The following is a 21495-nucleotide window of genomic DNA, read 5'->3' as shown; positions in this document are numbered from 1 at the left end:
GCGCATCATGGGCAGTTCTAAGCGCCAGCACCACCAAACATGGCGTGCTTTGGAACTCGCCTCCGCAGGATGTCGTAACCTATCGAACATTATCGCCACTCGCATGATGCGAGCGACACTGAGGCAATTCGCGCAGGCCGTTCTGCTTGGGGCGGCATTTTCTAGTTCCGCACCGGCATCGGCAGTGCCGATACTGGATAGTGACCGCATCTCCCATGCGCGGTTCGGCAATGATGCGCCTTGGTACGTAAGTCGCATCCCATTCTTTGAATCTGCAGATTCGGCGATTGATACCGTCTATTACTATCGCTGGGCTATGTTTCGAGCGCACCAGCGGGATCTCGGCGCCGAAGGCTTTATATCTACCGAGTTCCTCGACGATGTCGGCTGGCAGCGCGATCCCTACGCCAGCCTAAACGACGCAACTGGGTTTCACATTGCTGAAGGACGCTGGCTGCGTGACCGGCGTTATACGGACGATTACATCCGTTTCATGTACCAAGGCGGCAACGATCGCCACTTCACCGACTACATGGCCGACTCGGTTTACGGTCGATACCTCGTCGATGGTGACCGTAGCGCAGCGACGCGGCATCTTGGCGCAATGCGCCATATTTATCGGCTCTGGGACGACCGCTATGATTTTGCCAAGGGGCTATATTGGGTCGAGCCACTGCTCGATGCTACCGAATACACGATTTCGTCTATTGATGCATCGGGCGGCAAAGACGGATTTCGCGGCGGAGATTCATTCCGCCCGTCAATCAATGCGTATATGTTCGCTAATGCCCGGGCCATTGCGGAACTCGCAAAACTGTCTGGCGATTCAGACGCAGCCGCTGAATACAATAGCCGCGCTGCCGCCATAAGGGCGCGTGTACAGGAGAGCCTGTGGAGCCCTGGACTTGGCCACTTCATCGATCGCTTTAAGACCGATAATCAATTTGTGAAATACTGGCAGCCGATCCGCGGGCGAGAGTTGGTTGGCTATCTCCCGTGGACCTTCAATCTGGTCGATGACGAGGAGCGCTATGCAGGAGCGTGGCGACACGCGCTAGACGCTAAGGGGTTTGGGGGAGACAAGGGGCTCCGGACGGTCGAGCCCACCTACGAATATTATATGCGACAATATCGCTACGAAGGGAGCGCGCCGGAATGCCAGTGGAATGGTCCCACCTGGCCCTTTCAGACAACACAGGTGTTGATCGGCATGGCTAACTTGCTCGATCATTACCACCAGTCGGTAGTGACACGCAGCGATTACATGCGGCTGCTGCGGCAATATGCGTCGTTGCACTTTCACGGCGGCCGGCTCGATCTTGAGGAGGATTATCATCCCGATACTGGCGACCCGATCGTCGGCTTACCACGCAGCCACCACTATTTTCATTCCGGCTTCAATGACCTAGTCCTCACCGGCCTAGTGGGCATTCGCCCACGTGCCGACGATGTTCTGGAGGTAAATCCGCTCTTGCCTGAGGCGGGTGACAAGCAGGCGCTGCCCTGGTTCCACGTTCAGAACGTGCGCTATCATGGCCACGACGTGTCGGTGACCTGGGACGCTGATGGGCGTCGTTATGGTCAGGCTGGCCTGACGATTACGGTGGACGGGAAGCGGGTAGCGCATCGCGCAACGATCGGCCGGGTGACAGTAGCCCTGACGCGTCGGGAGGAACCTGCGCCTGTACACCCTATTGCGCGTTCGGTGCAGTTGGTGCGAGGCGAGTTTCCAAGGGGTAGCGCATCGAGCAATGCTGATGCCGAGAAGATACATGACGCCATAGACGGCCGTGTGTGGTTCTTCCCCGAGCTACCAAACGGATGGGATTCCACCATATCCCGGGCGCCGCAATGGTTCAGCGTCGACTTTGGCCGGCCGACCTCCCTGTCGCGAGCGGAACTGGCCTTTTTTGCCGACGGCGAGCAGTTTGCAGCGCCCGCATCTTACAGGCTGCAGATGCGAACTGCGACTGGCTGGCGCGATCTGCGAACTACCAACCCGCCCGTGCTAGCGAATGGAGTTACCACCGTAATCTGGAACGCGATCTCAACGGATAAAATTCGCCTTATAGTCAGACAAGAGGCTCAGAGGCGTACCCGATTGGTCGAGATCAAGCTCTTCTGAGCCGCGGCCTGCCGCGCTTGGGCGCTCTCGCGCGGCGATTGGCACCATTGTGATCGAAAAGACACAATCCATTTAATCGGACAAATGCATATTGTCTGCTCTTGCTTAACGTCCTAGCAGGACAATGCCGCTCGGAACAACCGGCGGTGTAAGTTAGGGGAGAGGTTATGAACGCCAAGGCGTTTCTTCGTGCATCTGTAGCCGCCAGTGCGCTTGTCGGACTATCGCCGCTTGCAGCGCAGACTACACCGGACGCTGGAGTTCAAGAGGCACCGAAGCCGGTTAGCCCGTCCGATCAAAGCACCAGCCCTACTGCGCCCGCCGACTCTGTACAGGACAGCCCCGTCGAGGGTAGCGACGTCGTCGTCACCGGCTTCCGCCGCAGCCTGCAATCGGCGCAGAACATCAAGCGCCTCTCAGACGGCATCGTCGATGCGGTGGTCGCCGAGGATATCGGCAAACTCCCGGACACGTTCGCTTCTTCCGCGCTGCAGCGGGTCGCAGGCGTGGCAGTGACGCGTGGTGGTGGCGAATCGGCGGGCGTTACCGTTCGCGGCCTTCCGGATCTCACCACGACCTACAATGGTCGCCAGATCTTCACTGCGGAGGGCCGCTACGTCCAGATTCAGGACTTCCCTGCCGGTACGGTTGCCGCGCTGGAAGTGTACAAGTCCGGCCTCGCGCCTCAGATCGAGGGCGGCATCGCCGGCGCGATCAACGTGCGCGGGCGTAAGCCGTTCGACTTCAGCGGATTCGAACTGTCCGGTTCGGCCAATGGCGTGCTGTCGCAGCAGTCCGAGAAGATCGTGCCCAACGGCAATCTGCTGATCAGCAACCGCTGGGATACCGGCATCGGCGAGATGGGCCTGCTGGTCAACGCCTCCTATGTCGGCATCAACTTCCTCGATTCGACGCGCGAGCAATCGCTGGTCATCGCTCGGACCAACCAGGTCAATCCCGACAATGGCGCAATTTCCAACAACGCGCCGGGCCAGCCGGCGGGGCTGCGCTTCCCCGACGCACAGGGCAATTTTCTCGGCTATGGCGCGCGCTACCGCCCGTCGGCCAACGCCGCCTTCCAGTGGAAGCCGACCGCCGAGCTCGAAATCTATGCCGACGGTTTGTACCAGGGCTTCCGCTCGAAGGATTACAACCGCTTCATGTTCGTGCCGATCTTCGGCGACATTACGCTGACCAACGTGGTGACACGTCCGGGCAGCGACCAGATCACCAGTGCCACCGTCAGCGGCGCGTCGCGGCCGGACGGGTATAGCGGTTCGTTCAACGGCAAGACCGACACTTATCAGGCCGGCGGTGGCGCGATCTGGAAGCGCGACCGGCTCGAAATCTCTGCCGATCTGGCCTATACGGACAGCAAATACACCGCCGACAACGTCAACCTCGATTATGCCATGGCCGAATCGCCGGTGCGCAACGTCCAGTTCGACGCGTCGAAGAATGGCGGCGCGAGCCAGAGCTTCGTCAATTTCAACATCTCCGATCCCGCCAACTATATTAGCCGTGGCCTGTATCAGGAGTTGCTGGTGGTCAGCGGGCAGGATTGGCAGGCGCGCACTGATCTGTCCTACGACCTCGACATGGGTTTCCTGAAGCGGCTGCAGGTGGGCGTACGCTACGGCGATCGCAAGGCACAGCGCGATCGCGGCGATATCTATCGGAACAACGAAGGTGACCGCATTCCGTTGACTGATCTGGGGCTGGATGTCAGGGCCACTTTGCCGGGCTTCACCTATAACGATGCGCAGCCTAACAAGACCTTTGCAGCGGCCACCCGCGATAGCATTCGTGACAATCTGGTTCAATTACGCAGCAGGTTCGGTGTCCCAGCGGGCGTCCCGGCGTTCATCCCCAGCGAGAACTTCCGCGCGAACGAGAAGTCCTATGCTGCCTATGCGCAGCTGAAATACGGCTTCGACCTAGGCGACACCGTTATTGACGGCGTGGTCGGCTTGCGCGCGATCAAGACGAAGACGCGGATCGATGGCTTTTCGCGCATCGTGCTGGGGGTAAATCCCGCCGACAATGGCGAAATACTGGATTTCCCGGCCGTTAGCGCCAAGAGCGACTATACCGACTATCTGCCCAACGCGAGTGCGCGGATCGCGCTCAGCGACAAGCTGCAATTGCGCCTTGCTTATACCCAGACGCGTACGCGGCCGAATTTCTTTGATTTGCGGCCGAATACATCGCTCGGCCAGCCCGTCGTCATCACCGATCGGAACGATCCCTGCTTCGACGCTACCGTTGTGACGGAGCCTTGCATCGAACGGAGGCGTCGCGGCGGTTCGGCCGGCAACCCCGATCTCAAGCCACTGACATCGAACAATTACGATGCGAGCTTGGAATATTATTTCTCGCGCGCGGGATCCTTCACGGCGGCAGTATTCAGGCACGATGCCGATGGGTTCGTGTTCGGGGTCGACGACCGCAGCCAGGCCGGCTTACGCATCAACCGGCCGGTGAACGTCGGCAAGACCCGACTCCAGGGCGCGGAAGTGTCGTTCACCAGCTTCCTCGATATCGACGGGCTGCCGGACTGGGCGAAGGGCTTCGGCGTGCAGGCCAACGGCACGTTCATCGATGCCAAGGGCGATATCCAGCCGAATTTTGCGGCGACGTTGGGCAACGAGCAGCAGAGATTCCCGGGCGTATCGAAATGGACCGGCAACGTCGTCGCGCTCTACGAACGGCCGAAATTCTCCGCCCGCGTCGCCTATAACTATCGTTCGGACTTCGTGTCGTTCTACAGCCTCGAAGCGTTCGATCCGATCGCGCATGCCGTGATCGAGAAGGGCCGTGGCCAGGTCGATTTTTCGACCTCGATCACGCCGGTGCCGAACATCACTGTGGCGTTCGACATCATCAATCTCCTCGGCAATCCGCTGCAGCGCTCGCGTCAGTACGACAATGGCGATAGCTACTCGCGCCAGGTCTTAGATCTCGAGCGAGCCTATTCGCTCGGCGTGCGGTTCCGCTTCTGACCGGAGGATAGCCATGAAGCACTTAGTTCTATTGAGTGCGGCGCTTACCGCACCCGTGTTTCCGGCGACGGCGCAAGCTCCGGCTCAAACACCGGTGCCATCCGCTCAGTCAGCAGAGGCAGTGTTCGCCGAGCGTTTGGTCAACGATCCTCGCGCGGAGGCGCTGCGCCCTTATGGCCAGCGCATTCCGCCTGAAGTTCGCGCGGACAAGACCGTGCAATTCGGCAAGGCGCTGCGCGTTCCGATTAGCAGCGTTATGGCTGAGTTCGGCCGCATCGGTGCGATCACCCCGACACTGAAGCCGATAAAGGAGGGCGATCGCATAGTCGTCGCGTTTTGGGCGCGGGCGCAGCGTACCGAGGCTGGTGCGCCGGGCAAGCTCTGCCGGGTTCAACTGGAAGCGACGCCGGTGGTGCGGACGATCTTCGAGCAGGCGTTCGACGTTACGCCCGAATGGAAGATGTACAAGCTGTCCGGCAAGGCGGATCAGGCCTACGCACCGGGCGCTCTCAACGCGGCCTTTCATCTCGGCTGTGCAAAGCAGACGATCGATCTCGGTCCCGTCTTCATTCTAAACTATGGCCGCTGAGAGTCCGAGCCGCTGAGTGAGTGCGCCAGTGTGCCGGAATGATAAGAACGGAGAGAACATAGCCATGACCCGCAAACTCCTTGCCGTGACAGCGCTCACGACCCTCGGGTTCGCCGCCGCCTTTGCCGGGCAGGCGCGCGCCGCCGACGCCCAGCGCGGGAACTTCGGCACCATGCCGGATGGCCGTGACGTTCCGGCGGTGACCCTAACCAATGGTCGCGGCGTTTCCGCCACGGTCATCGCGCTTGGCGCGTCGCTGCAGGCGCTGAAGATGCCCGACAAGGCAGGCAAGGTGGCGGATGTGCAGATCGGTTACGACACGCTCGAGGGCTATCTTGCCAAGCCGGAATTCTTTGGGGCGACGGTGGGCCGCGTTGCCAATCGTATCGCCAAGGGGCGCTTCACGATCGACGGCAAGAATTACAAGACGCCTACCAACGACGGTCCCAACTCGCTGCATGGCGGCGGCAAGGGATTTGACAAGGTGCTGTGGGATGTAGTCGACGTGAAGAGCGGCCCTGTATCTTCGGTGACGCTGCGCTATGTCAGCCCGGATGGCGACATGGGTTATCCGGGCACGCTGACGACCTTCGCGACCTACTCGCTCGACGAGCGCAACCAGTTGATGATCGAGTATCGGGCGACCACCGACAAGCCGACATACGTCAACATCTCCAACCACGCATATTGGAATCTGGCCGGCGTCGGATCGCCGCGCGGCGCGATGGGCCATCTCGTGACCATCCCGGCGGAGCGATACACGCCGACCGATGCGACAGCTATTCCAACGGGGCAGCATGCGCCGGTGGCGGGCACCGTGTTCGACTTCCGCACGCCCCGCGCGATCGGCGACCGGGTACGTGATGCGCGCGATCGGCAGATCGCCTTCGGTCGCGGTTATGATCACAATTGGGTGATCGGCGATGCAGTGACACCGACGACGCACCTGATGGCACGCGTTTTCGAGCCGGTATCGGGTCGCGGCTACGAATTGTGGTCCAACCAGCCAGGGCTACAGTTCTATTCGGGCAATTTCTTCAACGGCACGATTACGGGGAAAAACGGCCAGATTTATCGCATGGGCGATGCCATCGTGATGGAGCCGCAGCTCTTCCCTGATGCACCGAACCAACCGAACTTCCCCTCGGTGCGGCTGAACCCAGGCCAGACGTACAAGAACACGATGGTCTACAAGCTGATCATACAGCGCTGAGTTGGCTAGCCGGGAGAGAGACAATGAAGTTGGTTTTATGGGGCCTGCTCGCCTCGGCTGCCTCGGGCGCGCTGATCGCGGCTCCGGCAGAGGCTCGTGCCCGCTGGACCGAAGTGCAGGCGAACGGCTGGTACGCTAAACAGCCTTGGCTCGTCGGTGCGAACTACGCACCTGCCACCGCCATAAATCAGCTCGAGATGTGGCAGGCTGCGACCTGGGATCCCAAGCGGATCGACTACGAACTGGGGCTTGCGCAGGGTATCGGCATGAACACCATGCGCGTGTTCCTGCATGATCAATTGTGGCAACAGGATCGTGAAGGCTTCAAGCGGCGCATTGGTGAATTTCTGACCATTGCCAAGGCACACGGCATCAAGCCACTGTTCGTGCTGTTCGACAGCTGCTGGGATCCAGATCCCAAACTCGGGCCGCAGCATCCCCCAATCCCCGGTGTGCACAATTCAGGTTGGGTGCAGGGCCCCGGAATGCCCGGACTGCGTGATCGCAGCCGTTATCCTGCCTACAAAAACTACGTGAAAGGAGTGATCGGCGCATTTGCTAACGACGACCGCATCCTCGGTTGGGACCTGTGGAACGAGCCCGATAACGGCGCTGATCAATACAAGGGACAGGAGGGCAAGGAGCCGCTGGTACGCGCGCTGTTGGCACAGGTATTCAGCTGGGCGCGCGACGCAGAGCCGAGCCAACCGCTGACCTCCGGGGTGTGGCTTGGGGACGACTGGAGGCCAGGCGGCAAAGCCTCTGCCATGGAAAAGTTGCAGTTGGGTCAGTCAGACGTGGTGACGTTCCACGACTATAATTGGCCCGAGACATTCGAGGGCAGGATCAAGCAGTTGCTGCCCTACAACCGGCCGATCCTGTGCACGGAATATATGGCACGTGGCAACGGGTCGACGTTCGACGGATCGCTTCCGATCGCCAAGCGCTACAATGTTGCCGCCATGAACTGGGGTTTTGTAGATGGACGTACGCAGACACGGCTGCCTTGGGACAGCTGGCAGAAGCCCTACGTTGTCTCTGAACCGACAATCTGGTTTCACGAAGTCTTCCGCGGAGACGGCACGCCCTACCGTAAGGCCGAGACAGATTTGATCCGTCGCCTTGCTGGAAGCCCGAAGCATGCCGTACCGTCAGCTGAGGAACCTTCAACCGCATCGCCCAAGCGCTAAGATCAATGCGGGGTGGCGCAGCAGTGCTAGTCGGCCTTCTGGCGCTTTCGGGTGCCTCTGCTGCGCAGGCGCCAGGTGGCCCTGCCAAGCCGTATGTGGATTCGGCTAAAGCTTACCTGTTCGCTCATATGACAAAGGAGCATTATGGCGAGCTATTCTATTCAGTCAGCCTAGATGGTTTGCACTGGACGCGGCTGAATGGCGGTAAGCCGGTATCGGCGGCATATCACGGGCATGCCTCAATCGCGCGGAGCAACGAAGGTCGCTATTACTTGGTCGGCAATAAGGGCGACGATGACCCGCTGATACGCTTCTGGGTGTCCAACGATCTGGTGCGCTGGACCAGCTTCGGGACATATCAGCCGGACCTGAAGAACATTCATGGCCATCCGCATACGTTGCAACGGATCGGGGCACCGAAGCTATTTTATGATGACGCATCGCGGCGGTTCTTGCTGACGTGGCACACGCCCAATCTGGACGGCTCTACGCAGGATCCGGAACGCTATTGGGGTAGCCAGCGCACGCTGTATGTAGAGTCTGACGACCTCAAGACCTTCGCTGCGCCACCTCGCCGGCTTTTTACTTGGGACATGGCGACCATCGACACAATCGTGCAGCCGAACGATCACGGCGGATACTGCGTGATCATCAAGGATGAACGCTATCCATCCTATTCTTGGCCAACCGGTAAGACGATTCGGATTAGCTGCGCAAGGAAGCTGCTTGGCCCTTACCCGTTTCCGGCCTCCCCACTGAGCCCGAATTTTCGTGAAGCCCCGACGATCATTCGGGCGCCTAATAAGATCGATTGGCTGCTATATTATGAGCAATATGCCGGGACGAGCTACGGCCTGTCGATGGCGCCGACGCTAAGGGGGCCTTGGTATCAGGTGTCCGGCAATAGCGGCGTGCCAGAGTGGAATCGCTACGAGATGCCCGCAGGCACGCGTCACGGATCGATGATCGGCATCACGCGCCAACAATATGACGCGATCGTGGCTGCCTTCCCAAACCAATAACCCTCGGAGAGAAGATGTGACGGACAAGGGCGGCATGTTCCTCCGCGCTAGCATCATGGCTTGCGCACTCGCCTTCTCTCCGCCTGCCGGGGGTGCTGGCGGCCGCACGTTTGTGAACCCGTTGTTACAATCGGGGCCCGATCCTTGGATCACCCAGTACGGCGGAACGTTCTTCTATATGAACACGCTGGGTAACCGGCTTGCGATCCGCAAAGTAAAAGACATCGCGCGATTAGCCGATGCGCCTGAGATTACAGTCTGGACGCCGCCTGAAAAAGGCGTGAACGGGGTATCGATTTGGGCTCCTGAACTCCATCGGATAAATGGCCGCTGGTATATCTATTACACCGCCGCCGAATCTGGTCATGATGATGATGCACATCGCGGCATCTTCGTGCTGGAGAACAGCAGTGCAGATCCTACCCAAGGCAGTTGGCTCGACCGCGGCAAGTTGAGGACCGCGTACCCGGGCATTGATGGCACAACCTTCGTAGTGTCGGGCAAACGCTTTTTCGCTTATTCGCCCTATGTCGGGTCCGAAAGCGATCTGGCCATTGTCGCCATGGCCAATCCTTGGACATTAGCTGGGCGAGAGTCGATCGTCGCAAGACCCGATTTGATTTGGGAACAGCAAGGCGGTCGACGCATCCTCGAAGGCCCAGAATTCCTCGCAGGTCCTACCGGCCGTCTGTTCCTCACCTATTCCGCTAGTGCTTGTTGGTCCGACGACTATGCCGTTGGGTTACTTAGCGCGCCTGCGGGATCCGACCCGCTTGACGCTGCCTCGTGGACCAAGTCGACACGGCCGGTGATTGCCACGGCGCCAGACCAAGGCGTTTTTGCACCGGGGCATAACGGTTTTTTCAAGTCTTCGAACGGTCAGGAAACGTGGGTCATCTACCATGCCAATCCCCGGCCTGACATGAGATGCACCCGTGATCGCGCTCCGCACATTCAGCGTGTGTACTGGTCATCGAACGGATCGCCCATCTTCAAGCGTCCGGCGGGGTCCATGGTTCCTCGGCGGTCTCCTGCGAGTTGATAATCAGCGGCTCCAGTAAGTACTCTTCAGCAGTCATTGCAGCAATGACCACGAGCAAGCTCTACTGACCCTTGAGTACGCGCTTCACGTCAAAGGCGGCGTCGGCCGCGTCACCGCCAACCCGGTCAACGTCTTTGTTGAACTGCGCAACAACGCGCGGCCCGGTCAAACCGTCCAGGCTGTCCCTGAGCAGCTTCTGGTATTCCTGTCGCGAATCCGCCTTGGCAAAGGTCCTGGCCCTGAACTCGGCAAGCGCCGCCTCAAACTTCAGCCGGTCCTTGGGTCCAAGGTCGCGCTTGGCAGCGGCGAGGGTGCGGTTAAAAGCTTCCGGGCTGCTGCCGTCGATGACCGCCGGGCCATCCGTACCGCCGCTACAGGCGCAAAGTACAAGGCAGATAGACAGCGTAAAGAACGATCGCACGGGGATTGTGTCCTTGCTTGGTTGTCGTGAGCTAGGGCTCTGTTCGATCTGTTTGCCTTCACCCGCACACGCAACATGATGGCCGCCAGCGCTTTAACCCGCCTACTATAACAGAGCTGGGAACTCTACATCACGCCATCTGGTTTCTGGGCCGTGGTCATGCTGCTGGCCTTGGCGTTGACATTCAGCCTAGCCGCGGCAGCCCGTCACCGTACACGACGTCGTTCGCGAGGAGGCCAACCCGTCCCCTCCTTCTAGCCAAACAAGTTTCGTGTGACGGGCGCGTCTCAACCCAGGCTTGTTGAAGCCGGCAGACGAATTCAGGAGTATGCGTTGACGTGCCTAGCGTTAAGCGGCTTACATTGATTGGGGGCTTTAGCCCCTTGACGGAATGGAGAGCGCATCGATGAATGCATTGACGAAGCTGCTCGGGGCTGTCGCTGCCATCTCCCTCGCCGCGGCCGCACCGGCACAAGACTACGCCAAATACTCCGATGCGGCGATTGAGCGCGAACTTACACAGCGGGCGACGGTCGAGATGATCGCCATGGTGCCGATGCGTGACGGCGTGGGTCTAGCGACGAACATCTACCGTCCCAAAGATGCAGTAGGCGTCTTGCCCACTATTCTGTGGAAGACGCCGTACAACGAGCTGGCCTACAAGGTGGCGACCAGTCGCCGGGCGCTGGAGGCGGTGAAGCGCGGCTACGCCTTCGTGGTGCAAAGTGAGCGAGGGCGCTACTTTTCGGAAGGCAAATACGAGATACTGGGCCGTCCACAGACCGACGGCTACGACACGCTGACATGGATCGCAAAGCAACCCTGGTCGAACGGGAAGGTGGGCACGCTTGGCTGCTCGTCGTCGGCTGAGTGGCAGCTAGCCCTCGCAGGCATGAATCACCCCGCGCACGCGGCCATGGTGCCGATGGCGTCCGGCGCGGGGATCGGCAAGGTCGGCGCGTTCGAGGAGCAGGGCAACTGGTACACTGGCGGTGTGCCGCGCACGCTGTTCCACGTCTGGCTGTACGGGGTCGACAACCCGCTACGTGCCGAGCTGCCGAGAGGTCTTGACCAGTCAACCCGCGCACGCATTGCACGCTACAATGACCTCGACGCTAAGAAGCCCGAGGTGAACTGGCAGTCGCAGATTCGGCATCTGCCCTATGCCGATCTGCTGAAGGACCTTGGTGAGCCGCCCGCGACCTTCGAGCAGTTCACCGCTCGCAGTGGCCCTGCCGATCCAGCGTGGCAGACGGGCGGACTCTACCACGACACGATGGGGTGGGGGGTGCCTGCGCTGTGGTTCAACAGCTGGTACGACGTGTCTATCGGGCCGAACATGGCGCTGTTCAATCACGCGCGTGCGAGCAAATCTGATCCGGAGGCAAGCGCCAATCAGTACGTCGTGGTGGCCCCCAACACGCACTGCGCCTTTGCACGGCTGGGCCCCGACTTCATTTCGGGCGACCGCAACCTGGGCGACCCGAGCTTCGACGTCGATGCACAGGTGTACAGCTTTTTCGATCGCTGGCTGAAGGGCAACCGCTCGGCGTTCCCCTCGAGCACGCCGGCCGTACGCTACTACAACATGGGGGCGAACCGGTGGAGCGAAGCGAAGCAGTGGCCGCCGGAAAATACCGCGACATTGCGGCTCTACCTGCGCTCGGGCGGGCGCGCGAATGGCCTTGATGGTGACGGGCGGCTCGATGCGGCCCCGCCGCCCGCGGGCGAGGCGGCGGACCGTTATACCTACGATCCGGCCAATCCTGTCCAAACCATCGGCGGCGGTGACTGCTGCAACGGAGGCTTGGTAACGGCGGGTGCTTTTGACCAGCGGGTCATTGAGGCGCGTAACGATGTACTGGTGTACACCAGCGATCCCATGACGCGCCCGACCGACGTCACCGGCTTCGTTCAAGCGGTGCTAAAAGTGTCCTCAGACGCGCTCGACACCGACTTTGCGGTCAAGCTGGTAGATGTCGCGCCGGACGGTACTGCCTACATCCTGGGCGACACGATCCTGCGCGCGCGCTACCGCAACGGCTTCGACAAGCCGGCGGCAATGACATCCGGGCAGGTCTACACTCTTCGCCCGACGCCCATGACCACCAGCAACACCTTCCTGCCGGGACACCGGATCCGAGTGGAGGTGACGTCTTCCAACTTTCCGAAGTTCGTCCGCAACCTGAACACCGGCGGCAACAACGAGGCCGAAAAGCGAATGGTCGTGGCGCACAATCAGATCCACCATGCCGGCGAGGCGGCGTCCTACATCGAGCTGCCAATTGTGCGCCGCTGAGTGGCGCAGCGATGGAGCACTCGCCTGCCTGCACGCAGGCCGCCTAATTAGATTGGGTGTGGATTGCTGCAAGCAGTGCACGAGTAGCATCGCTTCCCGACAGCGGTCTGGCAAAGTGATAACCCTGAATTGCGCTGCAACCTAATTGCATCAGGATCTCTGTCTGGGCCTGCGTCTCCACGCCTTCAGCGATGATGTTGAGGTCGAGTGCAACGCCAAGCTTCACGATCAACTCGACAATCGCACGCGTCTGGCGATTGGTGCCGACACTATCGATGAAAGACTTGTCGATCTTGATCGTGTCGATCGGATAGCGATTGATGTAGCTTAGCGACGAGTAACCGGTTCCGAAATCATCGAGTGCAATGCGTACTCCCATCGCGCGCACAGCGGCGATCGTCTCGGCAATTTCCGCTGATGGATGCAGGAATATTCCCTCGGTAATCTCCAGTTCCAATGTCTGGGGCGGGATATCGAACTCGCGCAGAACACCTGACAATATGGCCACGAAATCGGGTTCCACGAAACCTGCAACAGACGTGTTGATGCTGAGGCGGAGATCTCGACTGCCAAAACGTTTGTGCCAGTCGGCGAGCTGTTCACAGGCTTTGCGCATCACCCAGCGGTCGATTTCTCGAATGAGCCCGATCTCCTCGGCAACGGGTATGAAGTCGGCCGGATTGGTCGCGCCGCGTACCGGATGATCCCACCGCAACAGGGCTTCGAAACTGCGGATCGCGCTGGTCGCTGGATCTACGATCGGTTGATAGGCAAGATTGAATTCGCCACGACCGATTGCACGGCGCAGGTCGGTCTGCAGCGTGAGCCGGCCTGCGGCCTCCTCGTGCATCGAAGCGTTGAAGATCGCATAGTCGCCGCGGCCAGCGCGCTTGGCTTCGTACATGGCGATGTCAGCGTCACGCATCAGGTTGTCAGGTACAGCACCAGCGCCACCGGCGAGCACGACGCCGATGCTGCACGATGGGAAGACGCTTTGCCGTCCAAGTTGAACAGGCGCGCGCAAGACTTCGATGATCGCCTCGGCAATTGCCACCGGCATCTCCAGGTCATCAGTATCCTCGATCAGGATTGCAAACTCGTCTCCTCCGATCCGCGCGAGCGTATCCTGTGGACGGACGCATTGCCTGAGGCGCTGCGCTATCTCCTTGAGCAGCGCGTCACCGGCAAGGTGCCCCAGGCTGTCATTGACGATCTTGAAGCGATCAAGGTCGAGAAAGAGCACGGAGCAAGATGTCGCACAGGTCAGGCTTTGGCGCTCGAGCGCCTTGGTCAGCCGCTCCATGAAGAAGGGCCGGTTGCGTAGCCGGGTCAGACTGTCATGAAAGGCGGCATATTGCAGCTCGGCTTCGATCCGCTTGCGCTCGAGTATCTCTGCGGCCAGCGCCTCGTTTTCGATCTCTGCAACCCGGACCCGCGCCGTCAGCTCTTGTGCATCCTTGCGCTCGGTGATGTCGCGCTGAACCGACACCCAATGCGTGAACCAGCCCATTTCGTTCGCGACAGGCACGATGCTGAGTTCCACCCAGAACTCGGTGCCGTCCTTGCGATAGTTGATCATCTCGATCTCGATCGGCTCCCACGCTGCCAGCGCGCGACGTAGCCTGGCCCGTGATGCTGGATCGGTCTTTGGTCCCTGCAGTATGCGTGGCGTCAGCCCCATCACCTCCTCGGCGGAGTAACCGGTCGCCTCGGTAAACGCCGCATTGCAATAGATAATGCGCGGGCCGGGCAGGTCGATGGGCTCTGCCTGAGTGATGACGATGGAGTCGCGCGCATGAACGGCCACGGACTCCAGGAGACGAAGGCGCTCAAGGCTGACGCGCGTTGCAGTGCTGTCGACGAGGTCGACTCGCTCCTGAAGCACCGCCATGTCGAACAAAGTTGCCAAGTGAGCGGCATGCGACCGCAGCACATAGGTCTGCGCGGCACTCAGTCTCGGACGCGCGTGTGTGTCGAGGACGATGAGCACGGCGCCGTTCGTGCCAGCGATCGGCAAAGCGGCCGCAAACCGCACGTCACCGCCGAACTCGCCCCGGAAACCAATCGCTAACGGTGGACCTCCGATGACCTGTGTAACCGATGCGGTTGTCGCACTCTGACCGTCTCCCAAAAGGAAAGGCAGCACTCCGCGCAATGGTCCCTCTCGGCTGCCGGCCAGCGGCATCAGGTTCCCGTCGACAGTCGTACATATTATTGCCGCCGCACAGCATGTAGCTCGAGCCGCCTGTCCAACAATCGTCTCGAAGGCCGTCAGGTGGGCTGCCTGGTAGTCCAAATCTCGTGGTGGATCGATCGCTTCCCCAATCCAGCGGGCGGGCAGCTCTAATGACACAGGGTGGTATCCCGCAGGGGTCAGGCAACACTCGGAAGTACGCGAGTATGGCAATCCTGGAGGGGTATCAGGTACCCTATAGGAATTCGTTAATCGGCAGCCCTCGTGACCGAATGCAGCCATGCCGCGTGCTTGTCTGCGGTCGTTTGGGTATTAATGTCTCGGCGGCTGAAACAAATTTACCCGCGTGAACGACTGCCTTTGCAATTTGAGCCGTAGCTTCAATCAGCGCATCAGGATTGTTCGGCGAAAGCACGGCAATATGGCAGAAATCCTCCATCGCCATGCCTGCGCGCAAGAGGAGCTGCCTGACCAGCTCGATGGTACCGGCGTCCATACATGCCTCCTGAGACGACACAGCCGATAATCCCCTCACCAGTCCAGACGCAGCTTTTGCACCACGCTGCACATTCCAGTCGACTTGCCCGGAAAACGGAGCATTGATGTTCGTGTGAAGCGCGCCCGGAGACGTGTGGTTGCCGCCTCGACCAGCGCGACTGGCGAGGCTGTGGTCGGTGGGGAGCGGCAAGGTGCCGGTCCCGCACGAAGGACCACCACATGACAAAACTCAGCGACACGCAGCTCGTGCTGTTGTCCCACGCCGCACAGCAGATAGGCGGTAGTCTGCTGCCGCTCCCGACCACCATCACCGCGCCACGTCCAGCGATCAACAAGTCGATTGGCTCGCTGCTCAAACGCGAGCTGATCGAAGAAAGCGAGGTCGCTGACAATAAGCTGGCCTGGCGCGGCGATGGCGAGGCTCAATACGGCGTCAGCATTTCCACGGCAGGGCGCGAAGCGATCGCGCTTGTCGCCGAGACGCCTGCGGACGAAAGCTCGATTTCGCCAGTGGAAAAGAAGCAGAGCAAGGCGGCCCTCGTGGTCGAGCTGCTGCAGCGTGACAACGGCGCCACGCTCGACGAGCTTGTGGCGGCCACCGGCTGGCTGCCGCACACCACGCGCGCTGCGCTGACCGGCCTGCGCAAGAAGGGTCACGTGCTGGACAAGAGCAAGCGGGATGGCGTGACCTGCTACTCCATCACGATGGTCGCCTGATCATGGCGAGCATCGACGAGGAGTTGGCGACGCTGATCGCGCTACCTTCCGCTGACTTGCCAGCGGAGTGGCAACGCATCTGCCGGTCGGAACCACCGCGCATCGCAGCGGACCTGCTCCGGCGCGGTATCGCCTACCGGATGCAGGAACACGCTATCGGGAAGATGTCGGCAACCTTGTCGCGAGCACTGGCCAGCGGCAACAAGGTCGCGCCCGAGATCGCAACCGGCACCCGGTTTGTACGTGAGTGGAACGGTCGTACGATCGATGTCCATGTCACGGTAGACGGCATGCTGTGGGAGGGGCGCATGTACCGCTCGCTCTCTGCCATCGCGCGCGAGGTGACCGGGGTCGCCTGGTCCGGTCCTCGGTTCTTCGGGGTCGGCGCATATGGATGACCGGAAGATCATCCGCTGTGCAATCTATACCCGCAAGAGCACCGAGGAAGGGCTGGAGCAGGAGTTTAACAGCCTTGATGCGCAGCATGAGGCAGGTTCCGCCTATATCCTCAGCCAGCGACACGAAGGCTGGATCGAGGTTGCCGAACGCTATGATGATGGCGGGTATTCCGGCGGCAACATGGAACGACCGGGGCTCAAGCGCCTGCTGGCCGATGTTGCCTCAGGCAAGGTCGACACGATCGTCGTCTACAAGGTAGATCGCCTCACCCGTGCGCTGACGGACCTCGCCCGTATTGTCGAGGTGCTCGATGCACGCGGGGCGTCGTTCGTGTCGGTGACGCAGTCGCTCAACAGCACGACCAGCATGGGCCGGCTGACGCTGAACGTACTGCTGAGTTTTGCGCAGTTCGAGCGCGAGGTGACCGGCGAGCGCATCCGCGACAAGATTGCGGCATCCAAGCGCAAGGGCATGTTCATGGGTGGGCTGGCCCCGATCGGATACGACGTTCAGAGCTGCAAGCTCGTCATCAACGAAGCTGAAGCTGCCACCGTGCGGCACATCTTTGCCCGCTATGCCGAGCTTGGCTCGGTGCGGGACGTGGTCGAAGAGCTCCGCGCGGGTGGCTACCGCACCCGGCTGCGTAAGGTCGCCAACCGCACGGTCGGCGGCATACCGTTCGAGAGCGGCACGGTGTGTCACCTGCTGTCCAGCCAGGTGTATATTGGCAAGGTGGCACATAAGGGCGAAGTGCACGAGGGCGAGCACCAGCCGATCATCGATGATGATTTGTGGGCACGTGTTCAGCAGCGCACCGCGGACAACCGGGTTGGCAACAGGCGAACCCGCAACAGCCACTGCACCAGTCTTCTAGCGGGGGTTCTGCGCGATGGACATGGCCGGCGCATGACACCCAGCCATGCGGTGAAAAAGGGCAAGCGATACCGCTACTATGTCACGCACGCCGCCGAACTGCGGCCTGGTGCTCCCGAAGCGTGGCGCATGCCGGCAGCCGATGTGGAAAGCGCGGTGGTCACCCGGCTGATCGCGTACTTCCGCGACTTTCGCGAGATCGCGGCGCTCGCTGGCCCCGGCGCCTCCGCCCTACACATACGCGCGCTGGTCGAGCGGGCAGGGGAGGCGGCTGAGCGGTTGCTGGACCAGGTGAAGATGAGATCGGTCATCTCGAAGCTGGTGACTTCGATCGCACTTACCGGCGATGAAATTAAAATCACCATCGATCGCGGCGGGCTGGCTCGAACACTGGACCTGCCGACACCGCAGAACGACACACTGCTGGTGCTCACTGTTGCGGCGAGCAAGGTACGCGAGGGCAAGGCGACCAAGCTCGTACTGGCCGGACCTGCGAGCACGGCACTGGCTCGTGACCCTAAGCTGGTCGCTTTGCTCGCTGAGGCCCGCGCAACGCGCGATCTGGTGCTCGCCTCGCCCGACCGAACTATCCGTGACATTGCCAACGAACAGCAGCGTTGCCGCCACCGCATCGCCCGGCTGATCCGGCTGTCCTGGCTGTCGCCTGACATCGCCACTGCCATTGTCGAAGGGCGGCAGCCACGGTCACTTACGCCGCGTAAGCTCCTGAATACGGACTGGCCCTTGGAGTGGGATGCGCAAGCCTCTATGATGGGATCGTAGCTTTAATCGTTCGCCTGCGACGATGTTCTGCACAGGCGCGCGCGCCGTGCTGATCGTAGGTCAGCCGCGGTTGCAAAGTGAGAACGTCTTACGCAGGAAAGCTGCCACCGTGCTTCGTTCAAATACACGCAGCAAAGCAGGGCCAAGGAGAGCACTTTGATGATCAGCATCCGTCACAAGCAGGTTCTTGCCCTTTTGCTGATGATGGTGGCCACTCCCGCCGCAGCGCAGTTGCCTTCGAACAGCGTTCCCGTGTTCATCCAGGACGAGCGCGTGCTCATCGGGAAATACCGCTATGTCGAACGCGCAGACGGCATGAAGATCGACGTGCACCTGAATGCTGACCACACGGCATTGTATCACATCAAGTCTGGCGAGAACGATGCCGACTTCATTAAAGCGGAAGGCTTCTGGACACTGGATGGTCCTTACATCCACATTCACAACCGGCCCGGTCCCGTCCGACTTGAGCAGTCAGGGACCCCGAAGCGCGATGCGTCGAAGGGCCTGTCCGTAACCGTTATCAACGCGGACGGTACGCCAGCCGAGGGACTGGGAGTGACGTGGCCCGAATCCAACAGTCTCTACTACATGAGCGATGGGCAGCATCTGTCTTCACCAGACGAACTTGGCGCCGCGCAGAGCTTCTCGATCGTTAGATCCTCTGACAGGAAGGTGTTGCAGGAAGTGCGGCTAACCCGAGGAGGGCCCAACAGCTACCGCTTCACCTATTACCCTAGCGACGTCGAGCCGTTCGACACCCCGGCGATGGCGTTGGACCCGCGCGGTGACCGGCTGGAGGTGGAGGTCGGTACAGCGTATGCGCGACTTGACCATATCCGGCAGTAGCCCTCCTTAGTCAGAGCTTCACCTGCGCTGCGGCGATCGCTGCCGCGCGCGCGCGCGGCGCAGCCGACGATTAGCTATCTCGTTCGGCGCGCTTGCGATCTGCTTTGCGAGCACGGCTGATTGCAGCTGCGCGCTCACGTGCTCGCTTCTCCGATGGCTTTTCATAGTGCCGACGAAGCTTCATTTCGCGATAGACGCCTTCGCGCTGGAGCTTCTTTTTCAGGACGCGGAGCGCTTGGTCGACGTTGTTGTCGCGAACGATGATCTGCATACTTGCGGGCTTTCGGCTGTCGCGCTCTGTCGAGCACTGACCCTTTAAATCCGGCGGATGTACAAGCCAAGGTAGGAATCGAGCGAACAATCTGTTCGTTAGGTTGGGAAAGCGACAGTCGGCTCTTGGTCACAAACTGCGGAAAAGCGAACGCCGCGTGGGCCACCAAACGTGCTATGGCTCAGATGTAGCTGCTGAGGGAGGGACGTAATGCCAGTCAAGGATCTCGTCGGTACGCCCCGTCCTACAGCGGAAGAAAAGGCGCTTCTCATCGAACTGCATAGGCGCCTCGGTGTGCCGTTACCGAAACGGCCCTGGTATCGAGACGAAGGCGGGCTTGAACCTGTGCCGACCCCTTCCGGTCCCAAGCCTGTCCCTATGGCAGGCGGGGCAGCAGCCCGATTTGAATGACCGCTGTGAGATGCGATCGCCAGCCATTCCGATGACGGTAGATGGACCTGTCGTGTCTGTCTGCCTTTGGCGTCCGCTTTGCCGATCGCGAACGGCATGATGTCGTGTGCGCCGCGGTGCGTGGAGATCGGCACGTCCGATCTGATCAGAGTGGAAGTGACTGCTGCGCCGCTTCCGCGCCGGCAATCTGCTCCACCCTGAAGCTTCGTGTTGGGGCCGGTTGAAGGACTTCAGCCTCCGGCACAGTGGCGTCAAGCCAGTCCATGCGCTGATGTCGTAGGAGCACGGCGCCTTGCCGCTCTTGATAGCGTGCGACCTCCGGGTTCGCGGCAACGGTCAGAATGGCGTAGGACTCGGGCCAATGCTTACCACCCGGTTGCCAGATCCCGGCGAGATAAAACCAGTCACCTTCGGCGAGGACGAACCGATAGCGTCGCCCGTTTTGGGCGACGTGAAACTCCGACGCTGGGATGAGGCACCGATTAGATGGAAAGCTCCGCCCTTCGGAGCGCTCAAACCGGTAAGGGCGCCCGTTCGGAGCGAAAGGCTTGAGGCCCCACGCCAGTTCGACCATTTCCAGGTCGTCATTGTTCCGCCTAATGATGGCACGACGTGAACCTATGGGCGCATCCGGGTCGAAAGGACTGGCGGTCATCGCGGCGAACGTATTGAGCACGAGCGCCGGGAGCAACCCGGAGGACGGGACTGGGCATGTGCAACGATTATCGGCTTGAGGTGGATGCTGCGACGATCGCGGAGGACTTCGCTGACCTGAAGATCAAGATCAAGTTTTCGGAAGGCGTGCCAAACATCGAGGCACGGGCTGACATCAAGATCACCGATGTCGCGCCAATCGTCCGCACGATTGAGCGGGGCGAAGGCGATCTCGTCCAACGCCGCTGGAGCTGGCCCGGACCCACCGGTAAGCCGGTCTACAACTTCCGCTCCGACGGTCGCGAGTTCACCTCCGGCAGGTGCCTCATCATCGCTGACGGCTTCTATGAGTTCACAGCACCCGCGGACCCGAAGAAGAAGCGCAAGGACAAGTGGCTCTTCACCAAGGTCGGCGAGCCATGGTTCTGCATTGCAGGTCTCTGGCGATCCCACCCGTCAGTAGGCGAAGCCTTCACGATGCTCACCATGGAACCCGGCCCCGACATCGCCCCGTACCATGATCGACAGATCGCCATCCTCAATCGCCAGGACTGGGCGGCGTGGCTTGATCCCGCCGTTCCAGCAAAGGAGATCCTTAGGCCGCTGCCCGCTGGCAGCCTGCTCGTTGAGCAGGCCGGCTAGCGGAGGGCAGGTGTTACGGGTCCGGCACGTCTTCATATCGCCCTGCGCGGCGTAGTTGGCGGACGATGCCGTTGAACGCTGCGGTGACGCCCTGCGCCCGCCCGATGTCGTTCTCCTGCTTGGCCGCATCCCAATAGAGCTCCAGCGGCCATCGCTCGGGGCAGTGGGGTAGCAGGCAGCGCAAGGCCAGCCGGACCTCGACTACATCGACCCGCGCGTCCGAGCACTTGGCGACACCGCCGCGCAGGATGTGAACCGACAGCGCGATGACAACGCGCTGGTGCCGTGCGAGCTTCTGCAC

The 21495-nt window shown here is 60.8% G+C and carries 19 protein-coding genes; 13 read left to right on the top strand and 6 right to left on the bottom strand.

Going from position 1 to position 21495, the window contains the following annotated elements; all coding sequences use genetic code 11:
- Positions 1-7 precede the first annotated feature (7 nt).
- From NV382_RS11290 to NV382_RS11260, 7 genes are all read left to right on the top strand, one after another.
- Positions 8-2125, top strand: coding sequence for an MGH1-like glycoside hydrolase domain-containing protein (locus tag NV382_RS11290; protein ID WP_260596850.1), 2118 nt, complete (start codon positions 8-10; stop codon positions 2123-2125).
- Positions 2126-2292: 167 nt separating this feature from the next.
- The gene (locus tag NV382_RS11285) at positions 2293-5127 is read left to right on the top strand and encodes a TonB-dependent receptor (RefSeq protein WP_260596849.1); all 2835 of its coding nucleotides are present in this window, start codon (positions 2293-2295) and stop codon (positions 5125-5127) included.
- A gap of 13 nt (positions 5128-5140) precedes the next feature.
- A complete protein-coding gene (locus NV382_RS11280; protein WP_260596848.1) occupies positions 5141-5716 on the top strand; it encodes a hypothetical protein in 576 nt (191 codons plus the stop codon).
- Between the two features lie 64 nt (positions 5717-5780).
- The gene (locus NV382_RS11275; RefSeq protein WP_260596847.1) at positions 5781-6929 is read left to right on the top strand and encodes an aldose epimerase family protein; all 1149 of its coding nucleotides are present in this window, start codon (positions 5781-5783) and stop codon (positions 6927-6929) included.
- A 23-nt stretch (positions 6930-6952) separates the two neighbouring features.
- Positions 6953-8119, top strand: coding sequence for a glycoside hydrolase 5 family protein (locus tag NV382_RS11270; RefSeq protein ID WP_260596846.1), 1167 nt, complete (start codon positions 6953-6955; stop codon positions 8117-8119).
- 23 nt (positions 8120-8142) lie between these two features.
- On the top strand, positions 8143-9141 hold the full coding sequence (locus NV382_RS11265) for a glycoside hydrolase family protein (protein WP_260596845.1): 999 nt from the start codon (positions 8143-8145) through the stop codon (positions 9139-9141).
- A gap of 16 nt (positions 9142-9157) precedes the next feature.
- A complete protein-coding gene (locus NV382_RS11260) occupies positions 9158-10183 on the top strand; it encodes a glycoside hydrolase family 43 protein (RefSeq protein ID WP_418066682.1) in 1026 nt (341 codons plus the stop codon).
- Between the two features lie 61 nt (positions 10184-10244).
- Here NV382_RS11260 and NV382_RS11255 read toward each other — a convergent pair whose 3' ends face one another.
- Positions 10245-10604: a hypothetical protein gene (locus tag NV382_RS11255; RefSeq protein ID WP_260596844.1), complete on the bottom strand. Its 360-nt coding sequence runs from the start codon at positions 10602-10604 to the stop codon at positions 10245-10247.
- Positions 10605-11010: 406 nt separating this feature from the next.
- Here NV382_RS11255 and NV382_RS11250 point away from each other — a divergent pair, with 406 nt between their 5' ends.
- Positions 11011-12903, top strand: a complete 1893-nt coding sequence (locus NV382_RS11250; RefSeq protein WP_260596843.1) for a CocE/NonD family hydrolase — start codon at positions 11011-11013, stop codon at positions 12901-12903.
- Positions 12904-12946: 43 nt separating this feature from the next.
- Here NV382_RS11250 and NV382_RS11245 read toward each other — a convergent pair whose 3' ends face one another.
- The gene (locus NV382_RS11245) at positions 12947-15088 is read right to left on the bottom strand and encodes a putative bifunctional diguanylate cyclase/phosphodiesterase (protein ID WP_260596842.1); all 2142 of its coding nucleotides are present in this window, start codon (positions 15086-15088) and stop codon (positions 12947-12949) included.
- Positions 15089-15332: 244 nt separating this feature from the next.
- Entirely contained in the window at positions 15333-15593 is a 261-nt protein-coding gene (locus NV382_RS11240) for a hypothetical protein (RefSeq protein WP_260596841.1), read from the bottom strand.
- A 221-nt stretch (positions 15594-15814) separates the two neighbouring features.
- Between NV382_RS11240 and NV382_RS11235 the strand changes: the two genes are divergently transcribed.
- The 4 genes from NV382_RS11235 to NV382_RS11220 all read left to right on the top strand — a co-directional run bounded on the left by NV382_RS11235 (position 15815) and on the right by NV382_RS11220 (position 19216).
- On the top strand, positions 15815-16312 hold the full coding sequence (locus NV382_RS11235; protein WP_260596840.1) for a DUF3489 domain-containing protein: 498 nt from the start codon (positions 15815-15817) through the stop codon (positions 16310-16312).
- A 2-nt stretch (positions 16313-16314) separates the two neighbouring features.
- A complete protein-coding gene (locus NV382_RS11230) occupies positions 16315-16710 on the top strand; it encodes a DUF2924 domain-containing protein (protein ID WP_260596839.1) in 396 nt (131 codons plus the stop codon).
- The gene (locus NV382_RS11225; protein ID WP_260596838.1) at positions 16703-18367 is read left to right on the top strand and encodes a recombinase family protein; all 1665 of its coding nucleotides are present in this window, start codon (positions 16703-16705) and stop codon (positions 18365-18367) included. Before NV382_RS11230 ends, NV382_RS11225 begins: the two co-directional genes overlap by 8 nt.
- Before the next feature lie 159 nt (positions 18368-18526).
- Positions 18527-19216, top strand: coding sequence for a hypothetical protein (locus NV382_RS11220; RefSeq protein ID WP_260596837.1), 690 nt, complete (start codon positions 18527-18529; stop codon positions 19214-19216).
- 70 nt (positions 19217-19286) lie between these two features.
- Here the strand turns inward: NV382_RS11220 and rpsU are convergent, their stop codons facing one another.
- Both rpsU and NV382_RS11210 read right to left on the bottom strand, forming a co-directional pair.
- Entirely contained in the window at positions 19287-19487 is a 201-nt protein-coding gene (gene rpsU, locus NV382_RS11215; RefSeq protein ID WP_260596836.1) for a 30S ribosomal protein S21, read from the bottom strand.
- A gap of 556 nt (positions 19488-20043) precedes the next feature.
- Complete coding sequence (locus NV382_RS11210) at positions 20044-20574, bottom strand: SOS response-associated peptidase family protein (RefSeq protein WP_260596835.1); 531 nt, start codon at positions 20572-20574, stop codon at positions 20044-20046.
- Positions 20575-20609: 35 nt separating this feature from the next.
- On the opposite strand from NV382_RS11210, the gene NV382_RS11205 reads away from it, so the two are divergent.
- Positions 20610-21194, top strand: coding sequence for an SOS response-associated peptidase (locus NV382_RS11205; protein ID WP_260596834.1), 585 nt, complete (start codon positions 20610-20612; stop codon positions 21192-21194).
- Positions 21195-21207: 13 nt separating this feature from the next.
- Here the strand turns inward: NV382_RS11205 and NV382_RS11200 are convergent, their stop codons facing one another.
- On the bottom strand, positions 21208-21495 hold the full coding sequence (locus NV382_RS11200) for a hypothetical protein (RefSeq protein WP_260596833.1): 288 nt from the start codon (positions 21493-21495) through the stop codon (positions 21208-21210).

The organism is Sphingomonas endolithica, from assembly GCF_025231525.1.
GTDB lineage: Bacteria > Pseudomonadota > Alphaproteobacteria > Sphingomonadales > Sphingomonadaceae > Sphingomonas > Sphingomonas endolithica.
This window is presented reverse-complemented; position numbering and strand designations above follow the sequence as displayed.